Genomic DNA, 23,720 nt, shown 5'->3' with positions numbered 1-23,720 from the left:
AAGACGAGGAAACGACAGGGAACGGGTTTTCGCCGGCGGAGCTGGCGCCCATCGTCCTGAACCTGATCGCCTTGGCGTTCGCCGTCACGGTATGGTGGGGCATCACGGCGGCGGGGCTGGTGATCCTGCCGGGACCGGCCGAGGTTTTCCGGCGCGCAGTGGAGCTGATCGCGAACGGCCAGTTGCCGCTGGACGTCGTCTCCAGTCTTCGCCGCGTGCTGGCCGGCTTCCTGCTCGGCGTGGCGGCAGCCATTCCCGTCGGTTTCCTGATGGGCTGGTACCGCGTCGCCCGCGCACTGATCGAGCCCTACATCCAGTTTTTCCGCATGATTCCGCCCCTGGCGGTCATACCGCTCGCGATCGTGACCATGGGCATCGACGAAGCGCCGAAGGTCTTCGTCATTTTCCTCGCCTCGTTCCTTTCCTGCGTCGTCGCCGCCTATCAGGGTGTCATCGGCGTCGACCGTACGTTGATCAGCGCTGCACGCGTGCTTGGGGCCGACGACGGCGTGCTGTTCTACCGCGTGATCGTCCCTGCCTCCATTCCCTTCATTCTGGTCGGCGTCCGGATCGGGCTCGGCTCGGCCTGGGCAACGGTCGTCGCGGCCGAGCTCATCGCAGCGCAATCGGGCCTCGGCTTCCGAATGCAGCAGGCGCAACTCTATTATGACCTACCCACCATTTTCGTCAGCCTCGTCACGATAGGCATTCTCGGCCTGCTCATGGATCGCATCGTCCAGGCGGCGGAACGCCGTCTGACCCGCTGGCAGGAGCGCGCGCAATGACAGCTGTTCCGGACCCGGCCTCCGACCCGAAGATTTCATTTCAAAACGTCACCCGCCGTTTCGGCGAAGGCGAGAGCTCGGTCCTCGCGCTCGACAGGCTGAGCCTGGATATCGGCGAGGGTGAATTCGTCACGGTGGTCGGGCCGTCCGGCTGCGGCAAGTCGACGGCCATGAATATCGCGGCCGGCCTGACGGAGGTGTCGGACGGACGTGTTCTGGTCGACGGTAAGCCGGTCGACGGGCCGGGGCCCGAACGCGGCGTGATCTTCCAGCAATATGCGCTGTTTCCGTGGCTGACGGTTCGCCAGAACGTCGAATTCGGCCTGCGCATCAAAAACATGCCGGCGGCCGAGCGCAGGCGCATCGCCGATCACTTCATCGATCTCGTCGGGCTGAAGGATTTCGCCGATGCCTTGCCCAAGACCTTGTCCGGCGGCATGAAGCAGCGCTGCGCAATCGCCCGTGCCTATGCGGTCAATCCGACGATCCTCCTCATGGACGAGCCCTTCGGCGCGCTCGACGCATTGACCCGCGTCAACATGCAGGACCAGCTGCTCGACACCTGGAGCCGCGAGCGACGGACGGTGATCTTCATCACCCATGATGTCGATGAGGCGGTCTATCTCGCCAATCGCGTCATCGTGATGGCCGCGCGGCCAGGCCGCCTGCACGAGATCATCCCCGTGGACCTGCCCTATCCGCGCAACGAAGAGATCCGGCTATCGCCTGAATTCGCGCAGGTCCGCAATCGGGTTTGGCACGCCGTTTACCATCAGAAACCCCAGGTCAGTTCGAGTTCATCACAAGGAGGAGGAATGCCGTGACTTTTACCCGACGCAGTTTCATCCGCGTTGCCGCTGCCGGTGCGCTGGCGGTCCCCATAGTGGGCGCCACCACGCGAGCCGCTTACGCAGAGGCAAAGCCCGTGCGGATCGGTTACATCGCCGACTATTTCGGCACGAGCCTGACGGCGATCGCCACCGACCAGAACCTGTGGGCAAAACACGGCCTGGAACCCGACCTGAAGATCTTCACCAACGGCCCGATCCAGATCCAGGCGTTGGGCGCGGGCAGTCTCGATTTCGGGTATGTCGGTCCAGGCGCCCTTTGGCTCCCGGCCACTGGCAAGGCCAAACTCGTCGCGATCAATGTGCTCGGACTGTCCGACCGCGTCATCGCGCAGAAGGGCATCAACTCCGTCGCGGACCTCAAGGGCAAGAAGGTCGGCGTTCCGGAAGGCACATCGGGCGACATGCTGTTGCGTCTCGGCCTTGCCAAGGCTGGCATGACGATTTCCGACATAGAAGTGGTGAAGATGGACCCTTCGACGGTCGTTTCGGCTTTTGCATCGAAGCAGATCGACGGCGCCGGCATCTGGTATCCGCTGGTGGGCATCATCAAGAAGACCGTCCCGGATCTGGTCGAAGTCGCCAAGAGCGACGATTTCTATCCCGAGAACTCATTCCCTTCGGCTTTCGTCGCCCGCAATGAGGTGATAGCCGGCGACGTGGACGTGGTCAGGAAATTCATCGCCACGATGAAGGAGGCCAACGACTATCGCGTTGCCGACGTGCCGCGCTCGGTCGCGATTACCGCCAAGTTCCTCGGAGTGCCGGCCGAACCGCTTGAAGTCGAAAGCCGCAACGGCAAGTTCCTGACCACCGCCGAGCTCGTTGCAGCCAGCAGGGATGGGACGGTGGCCAACTGGCTGAAGGGTCTCAACGACCAGTTCGTCGCTTTCGGCAAGATGCAGAACCCGCTCGACCCGAAGGACTACTATCTCGCCGACCTCTACGCAGGCGACTGAACGCCAACCCGCCGGCGCGCTCCGTCGCGCCGGCACTCTCCATCGAGATTAGAATGACAAAGCAGCCCAATATTCTGTTCATCATGTCGGACGACCATGCGGCGCGGGCGATTTCCGCCTACGGCGCGGGCCTGAACAGCACGCCCAATATCGACCGCATCGCCGACGAAGGCATGCGGTTCGATCGGTGCTACGTCACCAATTCGATTTGCACGCCCAGCCGTGCCGCCATTTTGACCGGCACCTACAACCATGTGAACATGGTCACCACGCTCGATACCCATATCGACAACCGGCTCCCCAATGTCGCCAAACATCTGCGCGCGGGCGGCTATCAGACAGCGATCTTCGGCAAGTGGCACCTGGGCGAGGGCCAGGCGCACGAGCCGACGGGATTTGACGAATGGTCGGTACTGCCCGGGCAGGGCGAGTATTTCGATCCGGTGATGATCGACCGCAACGGACCGCGAACGGAGAGAGGCTACGCCACGGACATCATCACGGACAAATGCCTCGATTTCCTCGGCAGGCGTGATCCGGAGCGGCCGTTCTTCCTGATGTGCCACCACAAGGCGCCGCATCGCAGCTTCGAGCCGCACCCGCGCGACAGGCATCTCTATGCCGACGGGAAACTGCCGGTTCCGGAAACTTTCTCCGACGATTATTCCAACCGCGCAGCAGCGGCGGCAGCGGCGAAAATGCGCATTCGCTCCGACATGACATACAGGGACCTCGGCCTCGTCCAGCCCGAAGGCGGCGACGAGATCGGCGAACCGCTTCTGCCAGGCTGGACCCAGCGCAAGGTTCCGGACATCGAGGAAGGTCAGGAACTGCGGTTGATCGACGGAGCCACCGGAGAGAATTATCTCTTTACCGATCCGCGGAAACTCGCCCTCTTCAAGTACCAGCGCTACATGATGCGCTACCTGCAGACCATTGCCGCCGTGGACGATAATGTCGGCCGTCTGCTCGACTATCTCGACGCCGAAGGCCTGCGCGACGACACCATCGTCATCTATACGTCCGACCAGGGGTTCTTCCTTGGCGAGCACGGCTGGTTCGACAAGCGCTTCATGTACGAAGAATCGCTCCGGATGCCTTTCCTGATCCGCTATCCGGAGGGCATCCGGCCCGGCACGCAAGCCGGCCACATCGCGACCAATGTCGATTTCGCGCCGACCTTTCTCGATTATGCGGGCCTGCCGATCCCCAGTTACATGCAGGGCAGGAGCATGCGCCCGATTATCGAGCAGACGGCGGACGAGGACGATAAGGGTCTCGCCTATCACCGGTACTGGATGCACAAGGACGAGTTCCACAATGCCTTCGCGCATTACGGCGTGCGCGACGCCCGCTACAAGCTCATCTACTGGTATAACGATCCGCTCGGCCAGCCTGGTGCCTTTTCCGGCGACGAGCCTGCGGAATGGGAACTGTTCGATTGCGAGGAGGACCCGTTCGAGCTGCGCAACCGGGCGAACGAGCCGGCCTACTCCGCTGTGTTCGAGGAAATGCTGGCCAAGCTCGATGCGCGCATGGCCGAAATCGGCGACATTCCGGAACATGTCACCGCCGAGGTGCTGGCTCGGTGCCGAACGAAGGCGGCCTGAGCCGGCGCGATACAAAAAGCGTCCCCAAGGCTTGATTTCCGGGCCGGTTACCGCTATGGGGCTGGCCATTCCACACGTAAGGCATGGGATTTTCCGGGAGAAATCCGGATCGTTCCGCCGGTGGGCGCATTGCGGTGCGCTCGACGCCTTGCGGAGGTTCAACCGGAAAAGGAGACAAAGGCATGGCATTGCCTGATTTTACTATGCGCCAGCTTCTCGAAGCGGGCGTCCACTTCGGTCACCAGACGCACCGCTGGAACCCGAAGATGAAGCCGTACATCTTCGGCGACCGTAACAACGTTCACATCATCGATCTCGCCCAGACCGTACCGATGCTGTCGCGCGCCCTGCAGGTCGTCAGCGACACCGTCGCCAGCGGCGGCCGCGTGCTTTTCGTCGGCACCAAGCGCCAGGCTTCCGAGATCATCGCGGACGCAGCGAAGCGTTCCGCCCAGTACTACGTCAATGCCCGCTGGCTCGGCGGCATGATGACGAACTGGAAGACGATCTCCAACTCGATCCAGCGCCTGCGCAAGCTCGATGAAATCCTGGCTTCGGAAGCTTCCGGCTTCACGAAGAAGGAGCGCCTGAACCTCGAGCGCGAGCGCGAGAAGCTCAACCGCGCACTCGGCGGTATCCGCGATATGGGCGGTACCCCGGATCTGATGTTCATCATCGACACCAACAAGGAATCGATCGCCATCGACGAAGCCAAGCGTCTTGGCATTCCGGTCGTTGCCGTCATCGACTCCAATTGCGATCCGGACCAGATCGACTACGCGATCCCGGGCAACGACGACGCATCGCGCGCTATCGCCCTTTACTGCGATCTCATCGCCCGCGCCGCCATTGACGGTATCGCCCGTCAGCAGGGCGCCTCTGGCCGCGATCTCGGCGCATCCGAAGAGGTTCCGGTCGAGCCGGCTCTCGAGGAAGCGTCCGAAGCCTGATCGGCCCGACCGGCAGACCAAGCGCTGCCGTACGCATGAAATATCGGGACGAGGCCGTTTGTGATGTAGAATCTGAACGGCCTTGTTCTTTATCAGCCGGAAATGGCCCGGCCGATCGCGCGCGGTGAGCCCGCGAACATCGCTAAAGTGGCTTCATCACGATGTCACACAGAAAGGCCATTTCCTGCCAAACCTTCTGGCACTGCGCCAATCCCGGTCGGCGCGCCAGCAAACAGACAAGAGGCACAAAGATGACTGTAACCGCCGCAATGGTGAAGGAGCTGCGCGAAAAGACCGGCGCAGGTATGATGGACTGCAAGAAGGCGCTTGCCGAGACCAATGGCGACATGGAAGCCGCCATCGACTGGCTGCGCGCCAAGGGCATCGCCAAGGCTGACAAGAAGTCCGGCCGCACTGCTGCCGAAGGCCTCATCGGCATTGCCAGCTCCGGCACCAAGGCCGTCGTCGTCGAAATCAACTCCGAGACCGACTTCGTTGCCCGCAACGACGCCTTTCAGGAGCTGGTTCGCGGTGTCGCCAATGTCGCCCTCGGCACCGACGGCAGCGTTGCAGCCGTCTCCAAGGCGACCTATCCGGCGACGGGCAAGTCCGTTGAAGATACGATCAAGGACGCCATCGCCACGATCGGCGAGAACATGACGCTGCGCCGCTCGGCACTGCTCGAGGTCGAGGACGGCGTCGTCGCGACCTATGTGCACAATGCCGCAGGCGACGGCATCGGCAAGCTCGGCGTGCTCGTCGCGTTGAAGTCGACCGGCGACAAGGAAGCTCTGAACGCGATCGGCCGGCAGGTTGCCATGCACGTCGCCGCGACCAACCCGCTCGCGGTCCGTTCGAGCGAAATCGACCCGGCGGTCGCAGAGCGCGAGCGCAACGTCTTCATCGAGCAGTCGCGCGCTTCCGGCAAGCCGGACAACATCATCGAGAAGATGGTCGATGGCCGCATGCGCAAGTTCTTCGAGGAAGTCGCCCTTCTGTCGCAGGCCTTCGTCATGAACCCTGATCTGACGGTGGAAGCCGCGATCAAGGAAGCGGAAAAGTCCGTCGGCGCGCCGATCGAAGTTGCCGGCATTGCCCGTCTCCTGCTCGGCGAAGGCGTCGAAAAGGAAGAGAGCGATTTCGCGGCAGAGGTGGCAGCCGCCGCGAAGGGTTGATTTCTTCACCTCGAATGGGAAAACGTTGGGGCATCGCGTGACAACGCGGTGCCCTTCGTGTATCCGGCTCCAGTCGATGCGTAGGACCCGCCGGAGCGGTTGATACCACGCAGCGGAATTTGCCTCTACGCCGGTGTGCGCCAGATGCCTGCACACGCGCGCCGATCTATTTCAGGAGTGACGATGTCGGCCAAGCCAATCTACAAGCGCGTTCTTCTCAAAGCCTCCGGTGAAGCGCTTATGGGAAGCCAGGGGTTCGGCATCGATGTTGCCGTAGCCGACCGGATTGCCTCCGATATCGCGGAAGCGAGAGCGATGGGTGTCGAAGTCGGCGTCGTCGTCGGCGGCGGCAACATCTTCCGCGGTGTCGCTGTCGCGTCCAAGGGCGGCGACCGTGTAACCGGCGACCACATGGGAATGCTGGCGACGGTCATCAACGCACTTGCGCTGGCGACGTCGCTGCGCAAACTCGATATCGACACCGTCGTCCTGTCGGCCATCGCCATGCCGGAAATCTGCGAGAGCTTCTCGCAGCGCGCGACGCTTTATCATCTTTCGCTCGGGCGTGTCGTGATATTCGCCGGCGGCACGGGCAATCCGTTCTTCACGACGGATTCGGCTGCGGCGCTTCGTGCGGCGGAGATGGGCGCCGAGGCGATCTTCAAGGGAACACAGGTCGACGGCATCTATTCCGCGGATCCGAAGAAGGACCCCTCGGCCACCCGCTTCGACCGCCTGACCCATAGCGAGGTTCTCGAAAAAGGCCTCGCAGTCATGGATGTTGCCGCCGTGGCGCTTGCGCGGGAGAATGCCATTCCGATCGTCGTCTTCTCCATCCACGAGAAGGGCGGCTTCACGGAGATATTGACGGGTGGCGGCCGTGCCACCATCGTGACCGATAATTGACAAGCTGCTGGGGCCCGCAAGGGCTGCTGATAAGAACGGGAGTCTTGAACCATGAGTGAAGGTGTGGATCTGAAGGAACTCAAGCGTCGGATGGACGGGGCGATCGCTGCTTTCAAGCACGACATCGCGTCGCTGCGGACCGGCCGCGCTTCGGCGAACGTACTCGATCCGGTGACCGTCGAAGCCTACGGTTCTCGCATGCCGCTGAACCAGGTGGCAAACATCACGGTTCCGGAGTCGCGCATGCTCTCGGTTTCGGTGTGGGACAAGTCCATGGTCGGTGCCGTGGAGCGGGCAATCCGGGAGTCCAATCTGGGGCTCAACCCGATCGTCGACGGGCAGAACCTGCGCATTCCGTTGCCGGAACTGAACGAGGAGCGCCGCAAATCGCTGGTCAAGGTCGCCCACGACTATGCCGAAAAAAGCAAGGTCGCCGTCCGCCACGTTCGCCGTGACGGTATGGACGACCTGAAAAAAGCCGAAAAGGACGGCGAGATCGGCCAGGACGAGAGCCGTGCTCAGTCCGAGCGGGTCCAAAAAATGACCGATGACGTAATTTCCGAAATCGACCGCTTGCTCGCGGAGAAGGAAAAGGAAATCATGCAGGTCTGACCTGCGGATAGGTGAGTCTCTTTGTCCGGACAACCCATGCAAGAATTCAATCCCGCAAACGTACCGGCTCACGTCGCCATCATCATGGACGGCAACGGTCGTTGGGCGAATGCGCGTGGACTGCCCCGTACCATGGGCCACCGCAAGGGCGTTGAGGCGGTCCGCGGGGCGGTAAGGACGGCGGCGGAGATCGGTATCCGTTACCTGACCCTGTTCGCATTCTCGTCGGAGAACTGGAACAGGCCGGAAAACGAGGTCAGCGACCTCATGGGCCTGCTCAAGGCTTTCATCCGACGGGATCTCGCCGATCTCCACCGTGAGAACGTCCGCATCCGGGTCATCGGCGACCGATCGAATCTGAGCGGCGATATCCTGCCTCTGCTCATCGAAGCGGAGGAGACGACGGTCGCGAACACCGGCATCACGGTGGTCATCGCGTTCAATTACGGCGCCAGAGACGAGCTGGCGAGAGCCATGCGCCGCCTGGCGGGGGACGTGGCCGCCGGTCGTCTGCGGCCGGAAGAGATTACCGCGGAACGGATATCCTCGACGATCGATACGGCGGGCATTCCAGATCCCGATCTCATCATCCGGACGAGCGGCGAGGAGCGTCTCTCCAACTTTCTCCTTTGGCAGGGGGCCTACTCCGAATTGCTGTTCATTCCGGACCTCTGGCCGGATTTCACGCGCGAGACATTCTTTGCGGCGATCGAACAATATGCCTGCCGCGAGCGCCGGTTCGGCGGGCTGACCCAACCGACTTTGGCGGTCGGCTCCTGATGCAGGCCGAACTCAAACTTCGTATCGCCTCCGGGGTGGTTCTTGCTGCGGTGGTTCTTGCTGCAACCTGGATCGGCGGCTTTGCCTTCCAGCTTCTCTCCGTCGCGATCGGCCTTCTCGTCTATTACGAGTGGTCCACTATCACGAAGCTCCCCGAGCGGGACTTTCAGGGCAATGCCCTCGGCTGGCTGGCGCAGGCGGTGATCGCCGGTCTCGTCCTCCTCGGTTATATGCATGTCAGCCTCCCGGGGCTTGCCCTCTGTGTGCTCGCGGCAGCGCTTTGGGTGGCGATAAAGGGAACCAGCTGGTGGCTGCCGGGCGGGATCGTCTATGCGGGTCTGACGAGCATTTCGCTCGCGGCGATCCGCGGAGCGGACTATCTCGGTCTGATGGCGATGCTGTTCGTGTTCGCCGTCGTATGGGCAACCGATATTTTCGCCTACTTCACAGGGCGGGCGATCGGCGGGCCAAAGCTGGCGCCCGCAATCTCGCCGGGCAAGACCTGGTCGGGCGCGATCGGCGGGGCGATTTTCGGCGTTCTTGCGGGTGTCGCCGTTTTCATGGCTCACTTTGCCCTCGAGGACCTGCGCATTCCCGTCATCGCGCTGATCCTGTCCGTCGCAAGCCAGACAGGCGATCTGTTCGAGTCCTTCGTCAAGCGCCGGTTCGGCGTCAAGGATTCAAGCAGGCTGATCCCGGGTCACGGCGGCGTCATGGACCGGGTGGACGGGCTGATATTCGCCTGCATTGCCGCACTGGCTCTGGTGCTTGGGCAGTTCTTGCTGGCGGGCGGCCGGGAAGTCTCTTTCGGCGCGATTCTGCTGGGTCTTTGAAGACTGCCGGTGTAGTCCTTATATCGGGCTCGAAGCGGGACTATCCTGCGGCGGTCCGACCATGGCGTCACGGCCCCGACCTTGCAATTTGAACTGGCGGACGTGGCAACGGACGCGTTAGGAATGACTATGAGCCTGCTGCTTGACAATCTCCAGTACACGATCCCCACCTTCCTTTTTCTCCTGACGTTGCTGGTCTTCGTTCACGAGATGGGACATTACCTGGTTGGGCGCTGGTCGGGCATCCGCATCCTGGCCTTTTCCGTCGGCTTCGGACCCGAGCTCTTCGGCTGGACCGATCGCCATGGCACCCGCTGGAAATTCTGCGCGATCCCGCTTGGCGGGTACGTGAAGTTTTTCGGCGACGAGGATGCGGCGAGCACGCCCGACTACCGGCGGCTGGAGACGATCGCGCCGGAAGAACGGGGCCGCACATTCCTGGGTGCAAAGCTATGGAAGCGCGCCGCGACGGTCGCGGCCGGTCCCATCGCGAATTTTCTACTGGCGATTGCGATCTTCGCCGTTCTTTTTTCCATTTACGGCCGTGCGGTCGCCGATCCCGTCGTCGCTTTCGTGGCGCCGGACAGCGCCGCGGAAAAGGCGGGTGTTCTGCCGGGGGACCGGCTGCTTTCGATCGACGGAAAGCCGATCGCGACCTTCGACGACGTGCGCCGCTATGTCAGCGTCCGTCCCGAGCTGCCGATCACCGTTCGGATCGAGCGCGATGGCGCTGCGATCGACCTGCCGATGGTGCCCCAGCGCACCGAATCCGTCGACCCGCTCGGCAACAAGATGGAGGAGGGCAAGATCGGGATCGGAACGAACCAGGAGGCCGGCAATTTCCGGGTCGAGACCTACGGACCTCTCGAAGCGGTGGGGCAAGGGGCACTGCAGAGCTGGCGGATCGTAACGGGCACGCTCGACTATCTTTCGAATCTCTTTGTCGGCCGGATGAGCGCCGATCAGGTCGGCGGACCGATCCGCATCGCCCAGATGTCCGGTCAGATGGCGAAGCTCGGTATTGCCGAGGTGCTGAATTTCGCGGCCGTCCTTTCGGTTTCCATTGGATTGCTCAACCTGATGCCCGTGCCGGTGCTTGATGGCGGTCATCTGATGTTCTATGCGGTCGAAGCGCTGCGCGGCAGGCCGGTCGGTCCCGCCGCACAGGATCTCGCATTCCGTATCGGCTTTGCCATGGTGCTCATGCTGACGGTTTTTGCGGCCTGGAACGATATCAACTGGCTCTTCGGATAGAGCGGAGCCTTGGGCGGGAGCGGACATCGTTAAGGATTCGGAGAGCGAGGGAGTTTAGCCGGCTGCTCGATAACGGTTTGTTTACGATAATAAGAGGCCGTAGTGGCTGTTAAGCCACGGTTGGAATTGAAGTAAACAGAAATTAACGAGCTGACTTGCTTGTATGGGAAAAGCGGTTAAAACGGCAACCGTGACCGGAGTCGGCACGAAACTGCCGCGGGACGTTGGGAAAAGGTAAGATTTTGACATGAAAGCTGGTTCAAGGTTTTTGAACGCGGTGTCGGCGTTTGCTCTGTCAGCAAGCATGGTCGCCACGGGTACCGGGGTAGGACTTGTTGCTGGTACCTCAGTCGCGCAAGCCGCGGTCATCAATCGGGTTGACGTGCGTGGGGCAACGCGTGTCAGCGCGGAAACCGTTCGCGCCAACATCACGATCGTTCCCGGCAAGAGCTTCAGCAATGCCGATATCGACGCATCCGTGAAGCGGCTCTATGCCACCGGCTATTTCTCCGATGTCAGCATCACGGTTTCCGGCGGATCGCTTGTGGTTTCCGTCAGCGAGAATCAGCTCGTCAACCAGGTGGTCTTCAACGGCAACCGCAAGATCAAGGATGACAAGCTCCAGGGTGTCGTTCGCACCCAGCCGCTCGGTCCCTATAGCGAGGCGACCGTCGAAACCGACATTCAGGCGATCAAGGACGCCTATGCCGCCATCGGCCGCAGCGACGTGACCGTGACGACCCAGGTCGTTCCGATTGCCGAAGGACGTGTCAACCTGGCCTTCGTCATCAATGAAGGCGAACGCACGAAGATCACGCAGATCAACTTCGTAGGCAACGAGGCCTACAGCGACGGCCGTCTGCAGTCGGTGATTGCGACCAAGGAATCGGGCATCTTCTCGTTCCTCACGCGCAAGGACGTCTACAATCCGGATAAGCTGCGGGCCGACGAGGAATTGCTGCGGCAGTTCTACTACAACCGCGGCTATGCCGATTTTCAGGTGGTCTCGTCCGAAGCGGCGCTCAATGAGGCGACCAACGAATACACGGTAACGATCACGGTCGAGGAAGGTCCTCGATACGACTTCGGTTCGGTCAACATCGAATCGACCGTCGAAGGCATCGACGCCGAGGAACTGAGGGGGCTCGTTCAGAGCCGCGAAGGCACGGTCTACAAGGCCAAGGACATTCAGAACACGATGAGCGAGATTTCGAAGCGCGTCGCGTCGGAGGGTTATCCCTTTGCGCGCGTCACGCCGCGCGGCAATCGCGATCTCGCCAATCACACGATCGCCGTCGACTATCTCGTGGACCAGGGCGAGCGGGCCTATGTCGAGCGCATCGAGATTCGCGGCAACACCCGGACGCGTGACTACGTAATTCGTCGCGAGTTCGACGTCGGCGAGGGCGATGCCTTCAACCAGGAAATGGTTGCGCGCGCCAAGCGCCGCCTGGAAGCGCTCGGCTATTTCTCGTCGGTCAACATCTCGACGCAGCCGGGCAGTGCGGCTGACCGTGTGGTCATCGTCGTCGACGTGCAGGATCAGTCGACCGGCTCGTTCGGCATCGGCGCCGGCTATTCCGCCGGCGACGGCGGCGGCTTCCTCGTCGAAGCTTCGATCGAAGAAAAGAACTTCCTGGGCCGCGGCCAGTATATTCGTCTTGCCGCCGGTAAGGGCGAAGACAGCCAGACCTACAATGTTTCGTTCACCGAGCCCTATTTCCTCGGCTACCGTCTCGCGGCGGGCTTCGACCTCTTCAAGAACGAAAACGACTTCGATGACGACAACTACAGCTACAACGATCAGGGATTCAGCCTGCGCGTGACTGCGCCGATCACGGAAAACCTGTCGACGACGCTGCGCTACAACTACACGGAGCTCGAATATTTCGGCGACGAGGACGAGCTTTCCTCTCCCTATGTTCGCGCGATCGAGGACGGCCCCTGGACGCGTTCCTCCGTGTCCCAGTCGATCACCTACAACACGCTCGACGATGCGCAACTGCCGCACGAGGGCATTCTCGCTTCGGTCACCCAGGAGTTTGCAGGTCTTGGCGGTACGTCGGACTTCTACAAGCTGACGGGTAAGGCCAAATGGTACTATACGCTGCACGACGAGGCCGACATCATCGGCTCGATCTCCGGCAGCGCCGGCCAGCTGTTCAAGACGTCCGGTTCGCTTGAAGTCTTCGACCAGTTCCAGCTGACCAGCAACGATATCCGCGGCTTCGAGCGCAACGGTATCGGTCCGCGGGCAAACAACGGCGATGCCCTTGGCGGCACGACGTATTTCACGGCGTCTGCGGAAGCGACGTTCCCGCTGCCGGGCCTTCCGCGTGACAGCGGCTTCCGCGGTGCATTGTTCGTCGACGCGGGCACGCTCTACAACAATGAGTTGGAGCTGACCGGAGCCGGTGAATCGGTGCGCGGCAACGACGCTTCGCTGCGTGCGTCGGTCGGCGTCAGCCTTATCTGGGCTTCACCTTTCGGTCCGCTGCGTGTCGATTATGCCGTGCCGGTTGCGAAGGAAGACTTCGACGAGGTCCAGAACTTCAAGTTCGGTATCAACTCGTCGTTCTGATAGAGAGCAGTCCAGAACTGCCAGAGAATCGTTCTGGAGTGTCCATGGAACAGAATTGGTTTTTTCCGCCCCATCAGGGGATTCGTCTGGGCGACCTCGCGAATCAGATTGGGGCGGAGTTGCTGGATATTGCTGCCGCCGATCGCACGGTGCGTTCGGTCGCGCCTGTCTATCGCGCCAAGCCGGGCGACATCTGTTACATGCTGTCGCGCAAGAATCGCGAAGAGTTGCAGAGCTGCCGTGCCGCCGCGATCATCTGCGACAAGGCCATTTCGTCGCTTGTTCCCGATACGATACCCGTGCTGCTGACGTCGAAACCGCACACGGCCTTCGCCCTTGCCGGCACCTTGCTTCACGAAAGGGCCATGCGTCCTTCCTATAATACGAGCGAGAGGGGCGTAGCGGCGGGAGCCTTCATCGATCCGACGGCGCGCCTCGAGGCGGGCGTCGAGGTCGAGCCGATGGCTGTGATCGGAGCCGGCGTCGAGATTGGAAGCGGAACGCGCATCGCAGCGGGAGCAATGATCGGACCGGGCGTGCGGATCGGCCGCGATTGCACCATTTCGGCCGGTGCAAGCATCCTTTGTGCGCTGGTCGGCAACAACGTCATCATTCATCCGGGCGCACGCATCGGTCAGGACGGATTCGGCTATGCACCGGGCCCGAAGGGCGGAATGATCAAGATCGTCCAGGTCGGGCGGGTGATCATCCAGGATCACGTGGAGATCGGTGCGAACACGACGATCGACCGCGGCACGATGGATGACACCGTGATCGGCGAGGGGACGAAAATCGACAATCTGGTGCAGATCGGCCATAACGTCCGCATCGGTCGTTACTGCGGCATCGTCAGCCAGGTCGGTATCGCCGGCAGCACGCAGATCGGCGACGGGGTCATGATCGGTGGGGGCGTCGGGGTCAACGGTCATATCACCATTGGAGACGGAGCGCAGATCGCTGCGATGAGTGGCGTGGCGAGCGATGTGCCGGCCGGCGAGCGCTATGGCGGAATTCCGGCGCGACCGATGCGGGATTTCCTGCGCGATGTCGCCGAAATGGCGCTGCGGTCGAGCGAGAGGCAGAAGAAGAAGGGTGGCAAGGATGAATGAGGCTGCAACGGTCCTCGGCACGGCGGACATACAGGAAATCCTGAAGCTTCTTCCCCATCGTTATCCCTTCCTGCTCGTGGACCGCATCATCGAGATCGATGACGACAATTCGGCCATCGGGATCAAGAACGTGACGGCCAACGAGCCGCATTTCACCGGGCACTTTCCCGAGAAGCCGATCATGCCGGGCGTTCTTCTGATCGAAGGGATGGCACAGACGGCCGGCGCGATCTGTGCGCGCAAGACGGGAATCGGCAGCAATCTCGTGTATTTCATGACGATCGACAATGCCCGCTTCCGCAAGCCCGTCGTGCCAGGCGACCGGGTGGAGTTCCATGTGGTGAAGCAGAAGCAGCGCGGCAATATCTGGAAGTTTCACTGTGATGCAAAAGTTGACGGGCAACTCGTCGCGGAAGCTGATATCGGCGCGATGATTGTCAGCAAGGAAGACGCCTGAGAATGATAGCATCAAGTGCGAAGATCCACCCGTCCTCGGCCATCGAGAACGGTGCGGTAATCGGCGAAAACGTGAAGATCGGCCCGTTCTGCCATATCGGGCCGAATGTCATTCTTGCAGATGACGTCGAAATTCTGAGCCACGTCGCGGTCATCGGTCATACGAGCGTCGGCAAGGGCTCGAAGATCTTTCCGGGTGCCGTCATCGGCGGCGACTCGCAGAGCGTCCACCACAGCGCCTTGAATACGAAACTGGTGATTGGCGAAAACTGTACCATCCGCGAAGGCGTGACCATGAATACGGGCACGGTGGAGCATGGCGGCGCGACCATCATCGGCAACAACAACCTGTTCCTGGCCTATTCGCACGTGGCGCATGACTGCCGCCTCGGCAACAATATCATCCTTTCCAACAATGTCATGCTTGCGGGGCACGTCACAGTCGAGGACCGAGCCATACTCGGGGGGGGATCGGCGGTTCACCAGTTTACCCGCATCGGGCGTCAGGCCTTCATCGGTGGCCTGTCGGCGGTGAGCTATGACGTCATTCCCTATGGAATGCTTAACGGCAACCCCGGCATTTTGAGCGGCCTTAACGTGGTCGGGATGACCCGTGCGGGGATCGAGCGTGCGGCGATTCATCGCGTCCGGCGGTGCTATAAGCAGATATTCGAGGGAGACGGCTCGATTCGCGCGAATGCAGCCGCTATCCGCAACGAATATCTCGATTGCGCGCCGGCAATCGAGATCCTGGATTTCATTGCCGCGGAGAGCGACCGCGCGCTGTCGTCGCCGAATCGCGGCGCCAAGGGCTGATGGCGGTGGCGATTCATCGCCTGCCGCATTCCAAAGGCAGGCTCGCCATCATCGCCGGCGCCGGAACGCTTCCCCATCACGTGGCCGAGGCAGCGCGCTTCCAGGGCGAAGACCCGTTCATCATTGCGCTTTCGCGTGAGGCGGATACCGATTGGACCGGCTTCGACCATGTCGTTTGCGCAATTGGAGACTTTGCCGCGATCAGCCGCACTTTCGAGACCGAGGGAATCGACCGGGTCGTCCTTTCCGGTGCGGTGCGGCGGCGGCCGGAGTGGCGCGATATCCGTCCTACGCTGAAGACGCTGGCCAAGGTGCCGCGGGTTTTCCGCACCTTGATATCCGGCGGGGACGACGCCGTGCTGCGCATGGTGATCGAATTGATCGAGGCGAGCGGCGCCCATGTGATCGGCGCGCACGAGGTCGTTCCGGGGCTTCTTGCCGATACCGGTCCGCTCGGCGCCCATGTCCCGACGGACGAAGATCGGCGTGACATCGAAGCCGGGATTGCCGCAGCCAACGCGCTGGGTGCGCTCGATGTCGGCCAGGGCGCCGTTGCGGTCGGCGGCAGGGTCGTGGCGCTGGAGGGGGCGGAAGGGACGGACGCCATGTTGGCGAGAGTGGCCGACCTCAGGAAAGACGGACGGATTTCAAATCGTCGTCGCGGCGTCCTCGTCAAGCTCTGCAAGCCGCAACAGGACGAGCGGGCGGATCTGCCCTCGATCGGTCCGTCGACGGTCGCAGGAGCGCATGCTGCCGGCCTCGCGGGCATCGCCCTCGAGGCAGGGCGCGCGCTGGTTCTCGATCGCGCGCGTCTCGTGGAGGAAGCCGACAGGAGCGGGCTGTTCGTTCTCGGTATCGAGCGCGATTGCCGCAAGGACCGGAGATGACAGGCAGAGCCTACAGGCTGGCGGTTATCGCCGGAGAAGTTTCCGGAGACCTGCTCGGCGCCGACCTGGTGCGGGCATTGCGTGATCGTCTAGACGGTCCGCTCGAACTCGTGGGCGTTGGCGGCGAGGGGCTGGAAGCCGAAGGGCTCCGGTCGCTTTTCGACTATTCCGAACTGTCGATCATGGGTTTCTCGCAGGTTCTGGCGAACCTGCCGAAGCTTCTGTTGCGGATTGGGCAGACCGCCCGCGCGATCGCCGCTGCGCGTCCGGATGCTCTGTTGATCATCGACAGCCCGGACTTCACCCACCGCGTGGCGCAACGCGTCCGCGACGCATTGCCCGACTTGCCGGTGATCGACTATGTCTGCCCGAGCGTCTGGGCGTGGAAGCCGGAGCGGGCGCCGCGCATGCGGGCCTATGTGGATCACGTGCTCGCGATTTTACCCTTCGAGCCGGAAGCGATGGGGAAGCTCGGCGGTCCGCCGACGACCTATGTCGGGCATCGGCTCGCATCTGACGGCAATGTTCTCGCCGTCCGGGAGCGCCAACGACTGAGACGGCAGATGCAGGATCGGCGCGAGCCGAAGGCCTGCCTCCTGCTGCCCGGATCGCGCGGGAGCGAGGTCAGCCGCCTGCTTCCGATCTTCCGCGAAGCAGCCGAAGAGCTCGCGGAGCGGCACGAAGGCATTCGGTTCCTCTTGCCGACCGTGCCGCGCCAGGAAGACCGTGTGAGGGCGTTGACGGCATCCTGGAGGGTCCAGCCCGAGATAAGCATAACCGCCGACAGGAAATGGGAGGCTTTTGCCCAAGCCGACGCGGCCATTGCCGCCTCGGGTACGGTGATCCTCGAACTGGCGCTCGCCGGAGTTCCGGTCGTCTCTACCTATTCTGCGGACTGGATCGTCAGCCTCCTGCATTCCCGCATTCGGATATGGACCGCGGCGCTTCCGAACCTCATCGCGGATTTTCCGGTCGTGCCCGAATATTTCAACAAGTCGATCCGCCCGGCCGTTCTGACGCGCTGGTTCGAACGGCTTTCGAGCGATACGGCGCAACGTCGTGCGATGCTCGACGGCTTCGCCCTCGTTCAACAGCGAATGGAAACGAACCGTCCGCCCGGTGAAAAGGCGGCGGATATCGTTCTCGCTTGCCTTCGAGCGGGGTGAGGAGAGGCGAGTGCTTCGAACCGCTGTGGTTCGTCGGGCCAAGCCCCGAGGATGACGGGCAAGAACCTCGCCACAGCCTCTGCAAACCCTGCCACCTGTCATCCTCGGGGCAAGCCCGAGGATGAGGGTTGGCGCAATGGGCTTTTTGTCGAGTTTGTCCGCCGTTTACCGCTTGGAGATCGGCACGTAGTCGCGCAGCGGCGCACCGACATAGAGCTGGCGCGGACGGCCGATGCGCTGTTCCGGATCTTCGATCATCTCGTTCCATTGAGCGATCCAGCCGACGGTGCGGGCAAGCGCAAAGAGCACCGTGAACATCGTGGTGGGGAAGCCCAGGGCCTTCAGCGTGATGCCGGAGTAGAAGTCGATGTTCGGGTAGAGCTTCTTCTCGATGAAGTACTCGTCCGTCAGAGCGATGCGTTCGAGCTCCATCGCGACTTCCAGGAGCGGGTCGTCCTTGTGGCCAAGCTCGGCGAGAACCTCATGCGTCGTCTTCTGCATGATCTTCGCGCGCGGATCGTAGTTCTTGTAGACCCGGTGGCCGAAGCCCATCAGACGGAACGGATCGTTCTTGTCCTTGGCCTTGGCGATATATTCCGGAATGCGGTCGACCGTGCCGATCTCGGCGAGCATGTTGAGCGCCGCCTCGTTGGCGCCGCCATGGGCAGGTCCCCAAAGGCAGGCGATACCGGCAGCGATACAGGCGAACGGGTTGGCACCCGACGAGCCGGCGAGGCGAACGGTCGAGGTCGATGCGTTCTGCTCATGGTCGGCGTGGAGGATGAAGATCCGGTCCATGGCGCGCGCCAGAACCGGATTCACGACATATTCCTCGCAAGGCACGGCGAAACACATGCGCAGGAAGTTCGAGGCGTAGTCGAGATCGTTCTTCGGATAAACGAAGGGCTGGCCGATATGGTACTTGTAGGCCATCGCGGCGATCGTCGGCATCTTGGCGATCATGCGCAGCGACGCGACCATCCGCTGATGCGGATCGGTGATGTCGGTCGAGTCGTGGTAGAAGGCGGAAAGGGCGCCGACGCAGCCGCACATGACGGCCATCGGATGGGCATCGCGGCGGAAGCCGGTGAAAAACCGCGACATCTGCTCATGGACCATGGTGTGGTGCGTGACGCGATAATCGAAATCGGCCTTCTGAGCCTTTGTCGGCAGTTCGCCGTAGAGAAGCAGGTAGCAGACTTCGAGAAAGTCGCCGTGCTCTGCCAGTTGCTCGATCGGAAATCCGCGGTGAAGCAGGACGCCCTCGTCGCCATCGATATAGGTGATCTTCGATTCACACGATGCCGTGGAGGTGAAGCCCGGATCGTAGGTGAACATCGTCGTCTGCTTGTAGAGCGAGCCGATGTCCACGACATCCGGACCGATTGATCCCGATCGCACCGGCAGGTCCGCGGACTTTCCGCCGAATGTTACTGTCGCGCTTTTTTCTGACATGGGACCCTCCGTTTTTGTGACATCGTGGCATAGCTCTGTGCCGCGAATTTGAGCGTTGCGAATTTGCTATATGATTTATTTTCGACTGCCAAGCAGTACCAAAGGCAAACTTGTGCGATGCGAAAACGCATATGGCAACGCAACAAACGCATGTTACGGCAATTCGTTCGAAGAGATCAATGATCGCTAAGCTGATAATGCGGTACCATTCTATCTAGTCTGCCTCTTTTTTGAGCATCAGCCTTCGAGTTGCAAGATTGCGCGGTTGGCTGCAGGATCGAGAAAACAGGCGCGGGCGGAGCGGAATGGGGGAGAGCGGGGCACGAGCGGTCGTGCGCGATGGGGAGCGCAGCGCGTGGCCCCGGAGCGAGGGCACGCGGGTTCTCACCGGCGATTTGCCCGCCATCGGCTCCGGCCGCCGGGCGCCTGTGGGCTGGCATGCGGCAAACATTCGCCATCGGATAGGCTCGGCGGCCACGGCGGTTTCCCTCGGCATAGGCGCTGCAGTTGCGGAAGAGCAGGAATACGGCCACGGCTTCGTCCTGATCCCGGTCATGCTTGCGCTTGGCTCGCTTGCATGGCTCGCAGTGCCCGAATCCGTCGGAATTGCCAAACTTGCAGCGCTGCTTTGCGTTTTCGGCATATCTGCGGTGCTTTGCCGGGGGGACCTGCGAAGCTGGCGGCCGCTGGTGATCGCGCCCGCTCTCTTTACCACGGGCATGCTGCTGGCCGCGGCCGAAACAGCGAGGCTGGATACGGTCATTCTCGACACGCCAGTGACGACGACCGTTCGCGGAACGGTCCTCACCCGGGATCCCGACGACAGGGGACGCTGGCGTTATCTCGTTCGCATACAAGAAACATCCGGCCCGCGGCTGCGCCGGGCGCCGGAAAGGGCGACGCTGCTGGCGCGGAGCCGCCACGAACCGTTTCCGGTCGGAGCTATCATCGAAGGCAAGGCGCGTTTGTCGCCGCCCTCCGGGCCGGCTCTCCCGGGTCTCAACGATTTCGCGTTCGGCTCCTACTTCAAAGGCGTAGGCGCGGTCGGGTATTTCTATGGCGCGCCGCGAGCGCCGGTTGATGCCGGCGCTGTCACCGGTCGGTCCGAAGCCTCGCTGCCGGCGAAAGCGGCCGCATATCTGGCACTGATCCGCGAAGTGATCGGCAATCGCATCCGGACAGCGATCGGCGGCGATACCGGTGCGATCGCTGCGGCGCTCGTGACCGGCGAGGAGCGCGCGATCAGCCGCGAGGCCGTCGAGATGCTGCGCGCCGCGGGCCTGTCGCATGTCCTGGCGATCTCGGGACTCAACATGGTGCTGGCGGCGGGCACGTTTCTCATCGGCGCCCGGACTCTGTTGAGCTTCGTTCCGGGGTTGGCGGAAAGAGCTTCCGTCAAGAAGATCGCTGCCGTCGGCGCTCTTCTCATGGTGTTCTTCTATATTCTGATTTCCGGAGGTGCGGTCTCAGCGCTCAGATCCTGGATCATGATCTCGATCATGCTCGTCGCATTGTTCTTCGACCGCGTCTCGATCAGCCTGCGCAACGTGGCGCTTGCCGCACTCATCATCCTTGCCTGGACGCCGTCGGCGGTAGCCGGACCCGGGTTCCAAATGTCCTTTGCGGCGACGCTGGCCCTCGTTGCGGGCTATTCCCGCTGGCGCGACCACAGGAGAAAGGATCCCGAAACCTCGAAGAAGCGGGGGAGCGTGGGGGTCGTGTCCGGCCTCGCCATCGGTACTGTCGCCACCTCCGTCATCGGCGGCCTGGCGACGGCGGTTTACGCGGCTGCCCATTTCAACCGGCTCCCCGGTTACGGGCTGGCCGCAAACGTTCTCACGACGCCTCTGATCAGCGTGCTGATCATGCCTTTCGCACTGTTCGCGATGCTGCTTATGCCCTTCGGGCTCGAATATTATCCCCTTGTGGTCATGGGGCAGGGGCTGGACTGGATGCTGGCGGTCGCGAGATATGTCGCATCGCTCGACGGGGAGTGGATGACCGGCCGCATGGGCGACGCGCCGTTCTTCCTTATCGCATTCGGCGGCATCCTGGTCTGCGTTCTGAGAACGCGGCTGGCGCTCGTCGGCGCGGGGCTGATCGCTCTGGGTATATGCGCGATCGCGCTCGAGCCGCGGAAGGAGCGCCCATCGATCGCGATATCGGAGGATGCGCAATTGGTCGGCCTGATCGCCGCGGATGCGATCGCGACCAATCGGAGCCGTCCGCCGGAGTTCATCTTCTCGCAATGGCAGCGCGCACTTGCGATCGCGGAACATAAGGCACCGCTCGACGTTGCGACGGAGCCGGACACCGCCGTCGAGACAGCAGCCTTCCTGACCTCGGCCCAGCCCGGCGTTTTCGCCTGCAGAAAGGGAATAGGGTGCGCCGGGCGCAGCCGCGAGGGATGGACAGTGGCTGTTATCGAAAAGGCCGAATCGCTCTCCAACCTGTGCGGTCGCGCCGATCTGGTCGTCGTCGCCAGCCGCCGGCCGTCCGCAGCCTGCCCGTCCGGCGGATCGCTGGTCATAAGCGCCGAGACGCTGCGGCGGACGGGGGCGGTCGAGATCCATGCCGAGCAGGAACAACCGGGCGTGCCGCCACGCATGCGCGTCGTCACGTCGTTCTCCTCCACTGAGCGCCCCTGGCAGCGTCATCGCCGCTACGACTGGCGGACGGGCAGTTTTTTGCCGCAGGGTTCACCGCCCTGACGACCGCGCGTTCCTCATCGCCCATCTGTCGTGATATTCTTGATTATCGTACTCCACAATCTTGTCATCCCGCCATTGTTTGTCGTAAAGAGCGTTGCGAAAGCGCTTCACCGACAGGGGCGGGCGCGAGCGGCTGCGGTTTGCATCCCGCGCCCACCTGATTGTTGAAATCGATTGCAGGCCCGTGACGCTCGGGCGAATACGGAAAAACGAGGAACGAGATGTCTGATCGGATCCGGCCGAAATTGAACATGTTGCTGGCGGCAACGCTGACTGTTTTCCTTGCCGGCCCGGTCGCGACCGGCCTCGCGCAGACCGCACAACAGCCCTCGTCCGTTTCGGTCGACGCGCAGCCGCCGGCGACAGACCTTCCCGGCGGCGATGATCCGGGCGTGCCACCGGCGCCGGCCGAGGCAGCGGTGGGCGCCGCAACGGCGGGAGGAGCAAATCCCGTGCTTCCGCATGATCTTTCGCCGGTCGGCATGTTTCTCGCTGCCGACATCGTCGTAAAGGCGGTGATGGTCGCTCTGGCGCTCGCCTCCGTCGCCACCTGGGCGATCTTCCTCGTGAAGACGCTGGAGCTCATATATGCCAAGTCACGCCTCAAGCGCGCCGTGGCGGCCCTCGTTTCCGCGAATGGTCTCGCCGACGTGCAGCCAAAGCTCGAGCGCCGCGCTGGCGTGGCTGGGGAGATGATTGCCGCAGCGGCCGACGAAATGACACGCTCGGACGCCGTTCTGGACCTCGCGCCGGCAGTAGGTGTCAAGGAACGCGTCTCCTCTCTGCTCACGCGTATCGAAGTTCGCGCCGGCAAGAGGATGAGCTCCGGTACCGGGATCCTGGCGTCCATCGGGTCCGTCGGTCCATTCGTCGGCCTCTTCGGTACCGTCTGGGGGATCATGAATTCCTTCATCGGCATCAGCAAGGCGCAGACGACCAACCTCGCTATCGTTGCGCCGGGCATCGCCGAGGCGCTGTTGGCGACTGCGATCGGCCTCGTCGCGGCAATACCGGCGGTGGTGATCTACAACTATTTTGCCCGGTCCGTCGGGGGGTACAAGCTCATCCTGGCAGATGCGGCGGCAGCCGTCGAAAGACTGGTAAGCCGCGATCTCGATCATCGCCACGCCCGCAGAGCGCCGCCGCGCCGCCAGGACGGCTTCGTTCACGGCCCCGACTCGATCGCCAGAATCGGATAAGCGAAAATGGCTGGAAGAATTTCCGAGAGCGGCGGCGATCTCGACGAGAACAGCGAGATCAACGTCACCCCCTTCATCGACGTCATGCTCGTGCTGCTCATCATCTTCATGGTGGCTGCGCCGCTCGCGACGGTCGACATGAAGGTCGACCTGCCGCAATCCGTCGCAAAGCCGGCGCCGCGCGACGACAAACCGGTCTTCGTGACGTTGAAAGCCGACCTCACGCTTGCCATCGGCAATGAAGAGGCGCCGCGCGAAGCCTTCGTTTCCGAGCTGAACCGGATAACCGGCGGCAACACGGATACGCGCGTGCTTCTGCGCGCCGATCGCCTGGTCGACTACGGCGAACTGATGACGGTGATGAACCTCATTCAGAATGCCGGCTACGGCAAGATCGCACTCGTCGGCCTGGAGGCCGCTCCCGCCCGCTAGCGGTTTTCCGTCCGCATCCTCGTCTCGGCAGGTTCCTCATGGCCCGGCCGCCAGTTCCGATGTGGGCTGGGGGTGCCTTTTTGCGTGCACGGAGACGCAGTCGCTTGAAACCGGCCGTGCGGCGATCTATGAGCTTTATGAATGTGTCCGAAAGCGCGGAGCGGTTTCGGACCGATGACAGGCACAGAGACAACAA

Annotated in this window: 21 protein-coding genes; 20 read left to right on the top strand and 1 reads right to left on the bottom strand. The window is 62.3% G+C overall.

The genetic code is table 11. The features are described from left to right. Nucleotides 1-41 precede the first annotated feature (41 nt). The 17 genes from ACTJKL_RS20180 to lpxB all read left to right on the top strand — a co-directional run bounded on the left by ACTJKL_RS20180 (nt 42) and on the right by lpxB (nt 17,727). Nucleotides 42-785: an ABC transporter permease gene (locus tag ACTJKL_RS20180; protein ID WP_440853653.1), complete on the top strand. Its 744-nt coding sequence runs from the start codon at nt 42-44 to the stop codon at nt 783-785. Beyond that, entirely contained in the window at nt 782-1,609 is an 828-nt protein-coding gene (locus tag ACTJKL_RS20175) for an ABC transporter ATP-binding protein (RefSeq protein WP_127710809.1), read from the top strand. Before ACTJKL_RS20180 ends, ACTJKL_RS20175 begins: the two co-directional genes overlap by 4 nt. Before the next feature lie 44 nt (nt 1,610-1,653). After that, nucleotides 1,654-2,592, top strand: a complete 939-nt coding sequence (locus ACTJKL_RS20170; RefSeq protein ID WP_440853652.1) for an aliphatic sulfonate ABC transporter substrate-binding protein — start codon at nt 1,654-1,656, stop codon at nt 2,590-2,592. A gap of 53 nt (nt 2,593-2,645) precedes the next feature. Next, a complete protein-coding gene (locus tag ACTJKL_RS20165; RefSeq protein WP_440853640.1) occupies nt 2,646-4,202 on the top strand; it encodes a sulfatase family protein in 1,557 nt (518 codons plus the stop codon). A 182-nt stretch (nt 4,203-4,384) separates the two neighbouring features. Beyond that, a complete protein-coding gene (rpsB, locus tag ACTJKL_RS20160) occupies nt 4,385-5,152 on the top strand; it encodes a 30S ribosomal protein S2 (RefSeq protein ID WP_003534993.1) in 768 nt (255 codons plus the stop codon). A gap of 251 nt (nt 5,153-5,403) precedes the next feature. Further along, nucleotides 5,404-6,327, top strand: coding sequence for a translation elongation factor Ts (tsf, locus tag ACTJKL_RS20155; protein WP_275598015.1), 924 nt, complete (start codon nt 5,404-5,406; stop codon nt 6,325-6,327). Nucleotides 6,328-6,510: 183 nt separating this feature from the next. Continuing rightward, nucleotides 6,511-7,233 carry a UMP kinase gene (pyrH, locus tag ACTJKL_RS20150; protein WP_018097759.1) on the top strand — a complete coding sequence of 241 codons (723 nt, stop codon included), beginning with the start codon at nt 6,511-6,513 and terminating at the stop codon, nt 7,231-7,233. 51 nt (nt 7,234-7,284) lie between these two features. Beyond that, a complete protein-coding gene (frr, locus tag ACTJKL_RS20145) occupies nt 7,285-7,845 on the top strand; it encodes a ribosome recycling factor (RefSeq protein ID WP_003534987.1) in 561 nt (186 codons plus the stop codon). 36 nt (nt 7,846-7,881) lie between these two features. After that, nucleotides 7,882-8,625 carry an isoprenyl transferase gene (locus ACTJKL_RS20140; RefSeq protein ID WP_100673905.1) on the top strand — a complete coding sequence of 248 codons (744 nt, stop codon included), beginning with the start codon at nt 7,882-7,884 and terminating at the stop codon, nt 8,623-8,625. Continuing rightward, the gene (locus tag ACTJKL_RS20135) at nt 8,625-9,458 is read left to right on the top strand and encodes a phosphatidate cytidylyltransferase (protein WP_338284131.1); all 834 of its coding nucleotides are present in this window, start codon (nt 8,625-8,627) and stop codon (nt 9,456-9,458) included. Before ACTJKL_RS20140 ends, ACTJKL_RS20135 begins: the two co-directional genes overlap by 1 nt. 129 nt (nt 9,459-9,587) lie before the next feature. Continuing rightward, nucleotides 9,588-10,712 (top strand): RIP metalloprotease RseP, encoded by a 1,125-nt coding sequence (gene rseP / locus ACTJKL_RS20130; RefSeq protein WP_018097756.1) that lies wholly within the window; start codon nt 9,588-9,590, stop codon nt 10,710-10,712. 247 nt (nt 10,713-10,959) lie between these two features. Then, nucleotides 10,960-13,293: an outer membrane protein assembly factor BamA gene (bamA, locus tag ACTJKL_RS20125; protein WP_100673902.1), complete on the top strand. Its 2,334-nt coding sequence runs from the start codon at nt 10,960-10,962 to the stop codon at nt 13,291-13,293. A gap of 44 nt (nt 13,294-13,337) precedes the next feature. Then, complete coding sequence (gene lpxD / locus ACTJKL_RS20120; RefSeq protein ID WP_018097754.1) at nt 13,338-14,402, top strand: UDP-3-O-(3-hydroxymyristoyl)glucosamine N-acyltransferase; 1,065 nt, start codon at nt 13,338-13,340, stop codon at nt 14,400-14,402. Further along, complete coding sequence (gene fabZ / locus ACTJKL_RS20115; RefSeq protein ID WP_440853639.1) at nt 14,395-14,859, top strand: 3-hydroxyacyl-ACP dehydratase FabZ; 465 nt, start codon at nt 14,395-14,397, stop codon at nt 14,857-14,859. Before lpxD ends, fabZ begins: the two co-directional genes overlap by 8 nt. After that, nucleotides 14,856-15,674, top strand: coding sequence for an acyl-ACP--UDP-N-acetylglucosamine O-acyltransferase (gene lpxA / locus ACTJKL_RS20110; RefSeq protein WP_324763449.1), 819 nt, complete (start codon nt 14,856-14,858; stop codon nt 15,672-15,674). The genes fabZ and lpxA overlap by 4 nt, the downstream gene beginning before the upstream one ends. Beyond that, nucleotides 15,674-16,561 carry an LpxI family protein gene (locus ACTJKL_RS20105; protein WP_440853638.1) on the top strand — a complete coding sequence of 296 codons (888 nt, stop codon included), beginning with the start codon at nt 15,674-15,676 and terminating at the stop codon, nt 16,559-16,561. Before lpxA ends, ACTJKL_RS20105 begins: the two co-directional genes overlap by 1 nt. Further along, entirely contained in the window at nt 16,558-17,727 is a 1,170-nt protein-coding gene (lpxB, locus tag ACTJKL_RS20100; RefSeq protein WP_440853637.1) for a lipid-A-disaccharide synthase, read from the top strand. Before ACTJKL_RS20105 ends, lpxB begins: the two co-directional genes overlap by 4 nt. A 165-nt stretch (nt 17,728-17,892) precedes the next feature. Here the strand turns inward: lpxB and gltA are convergent, their stop codons facing one another. After that, nucleotides 17,893-19,182, bottom strand: a complete 1,290-nt coding sequence (gene gltA, locus ACTJKL_RS20095; protein ID WP_003537363.1) for a citrate synthase — start codon at nt 19,180-19,182, stop codon at nt 17,893-17,895. A gap of 305 nt (nt 19,183-19,487) precedes the next feature. On the opposite strand from gltA, the gene ACTJKL_RS20090 reads away from it, so the two are divergent. The 3 genes from ACTJKL_RS20090 to exbD all read left to right on the top strand — a co-directional run bounded on the left by ACTJKL_RS20090 (nt 19,488) and on the right by exbD (nt 23,524). Continuing rightward, complete coding sequence (locus ACTJKL_RS20090) at nt 19,488-21,893, top strand: ComEC/Rec2 family competence protein (protein ID WP_440853636.1); 2,406 nt, start codon at nt 19,488-19,490, stop codon at nt 21,891-21,893. A gap of 221 nt (nt 21,894-22,114) precedes the next feature. Further along, nucleotides 22,115-23,092, top strand: coding sequence for a tonB-system energizer ExbB (exbB, locus tag ACTJKL_RS20085; protein WP_440853635.1), 978 nt, complete (start codon nt 22,115-22,117; stop codon nt 23,090-23,092). Nucleotides 23,093-23,098: 6 nt separating this feature from the next. Then, entirely contained in the window at nt 23,099-23,524 is a 426-nt protein-coding gene (gene exbD, locus ACTJKL_RS20080) for a TonB system transport protein ExbD (RefSeq protein ID WP_100674044.1), read from the top strand. The last annotated feature ends 196 nt before the right edge of the window (nt 23,525-23,720 follow it).

The organism is Sinorhizobium sp. 22678, from assembly GCF_052044265.1.
GTDB lineage: Bacteria > Pseudomonadota > Alphaproteobacteria > Rhizobiales > Rhizobiaceae > Sinorhizobium > Sinorhizobium meliloti_A.
This window is presented reverse-complemented; position numbering and strand designations above follow the sequence as displayed.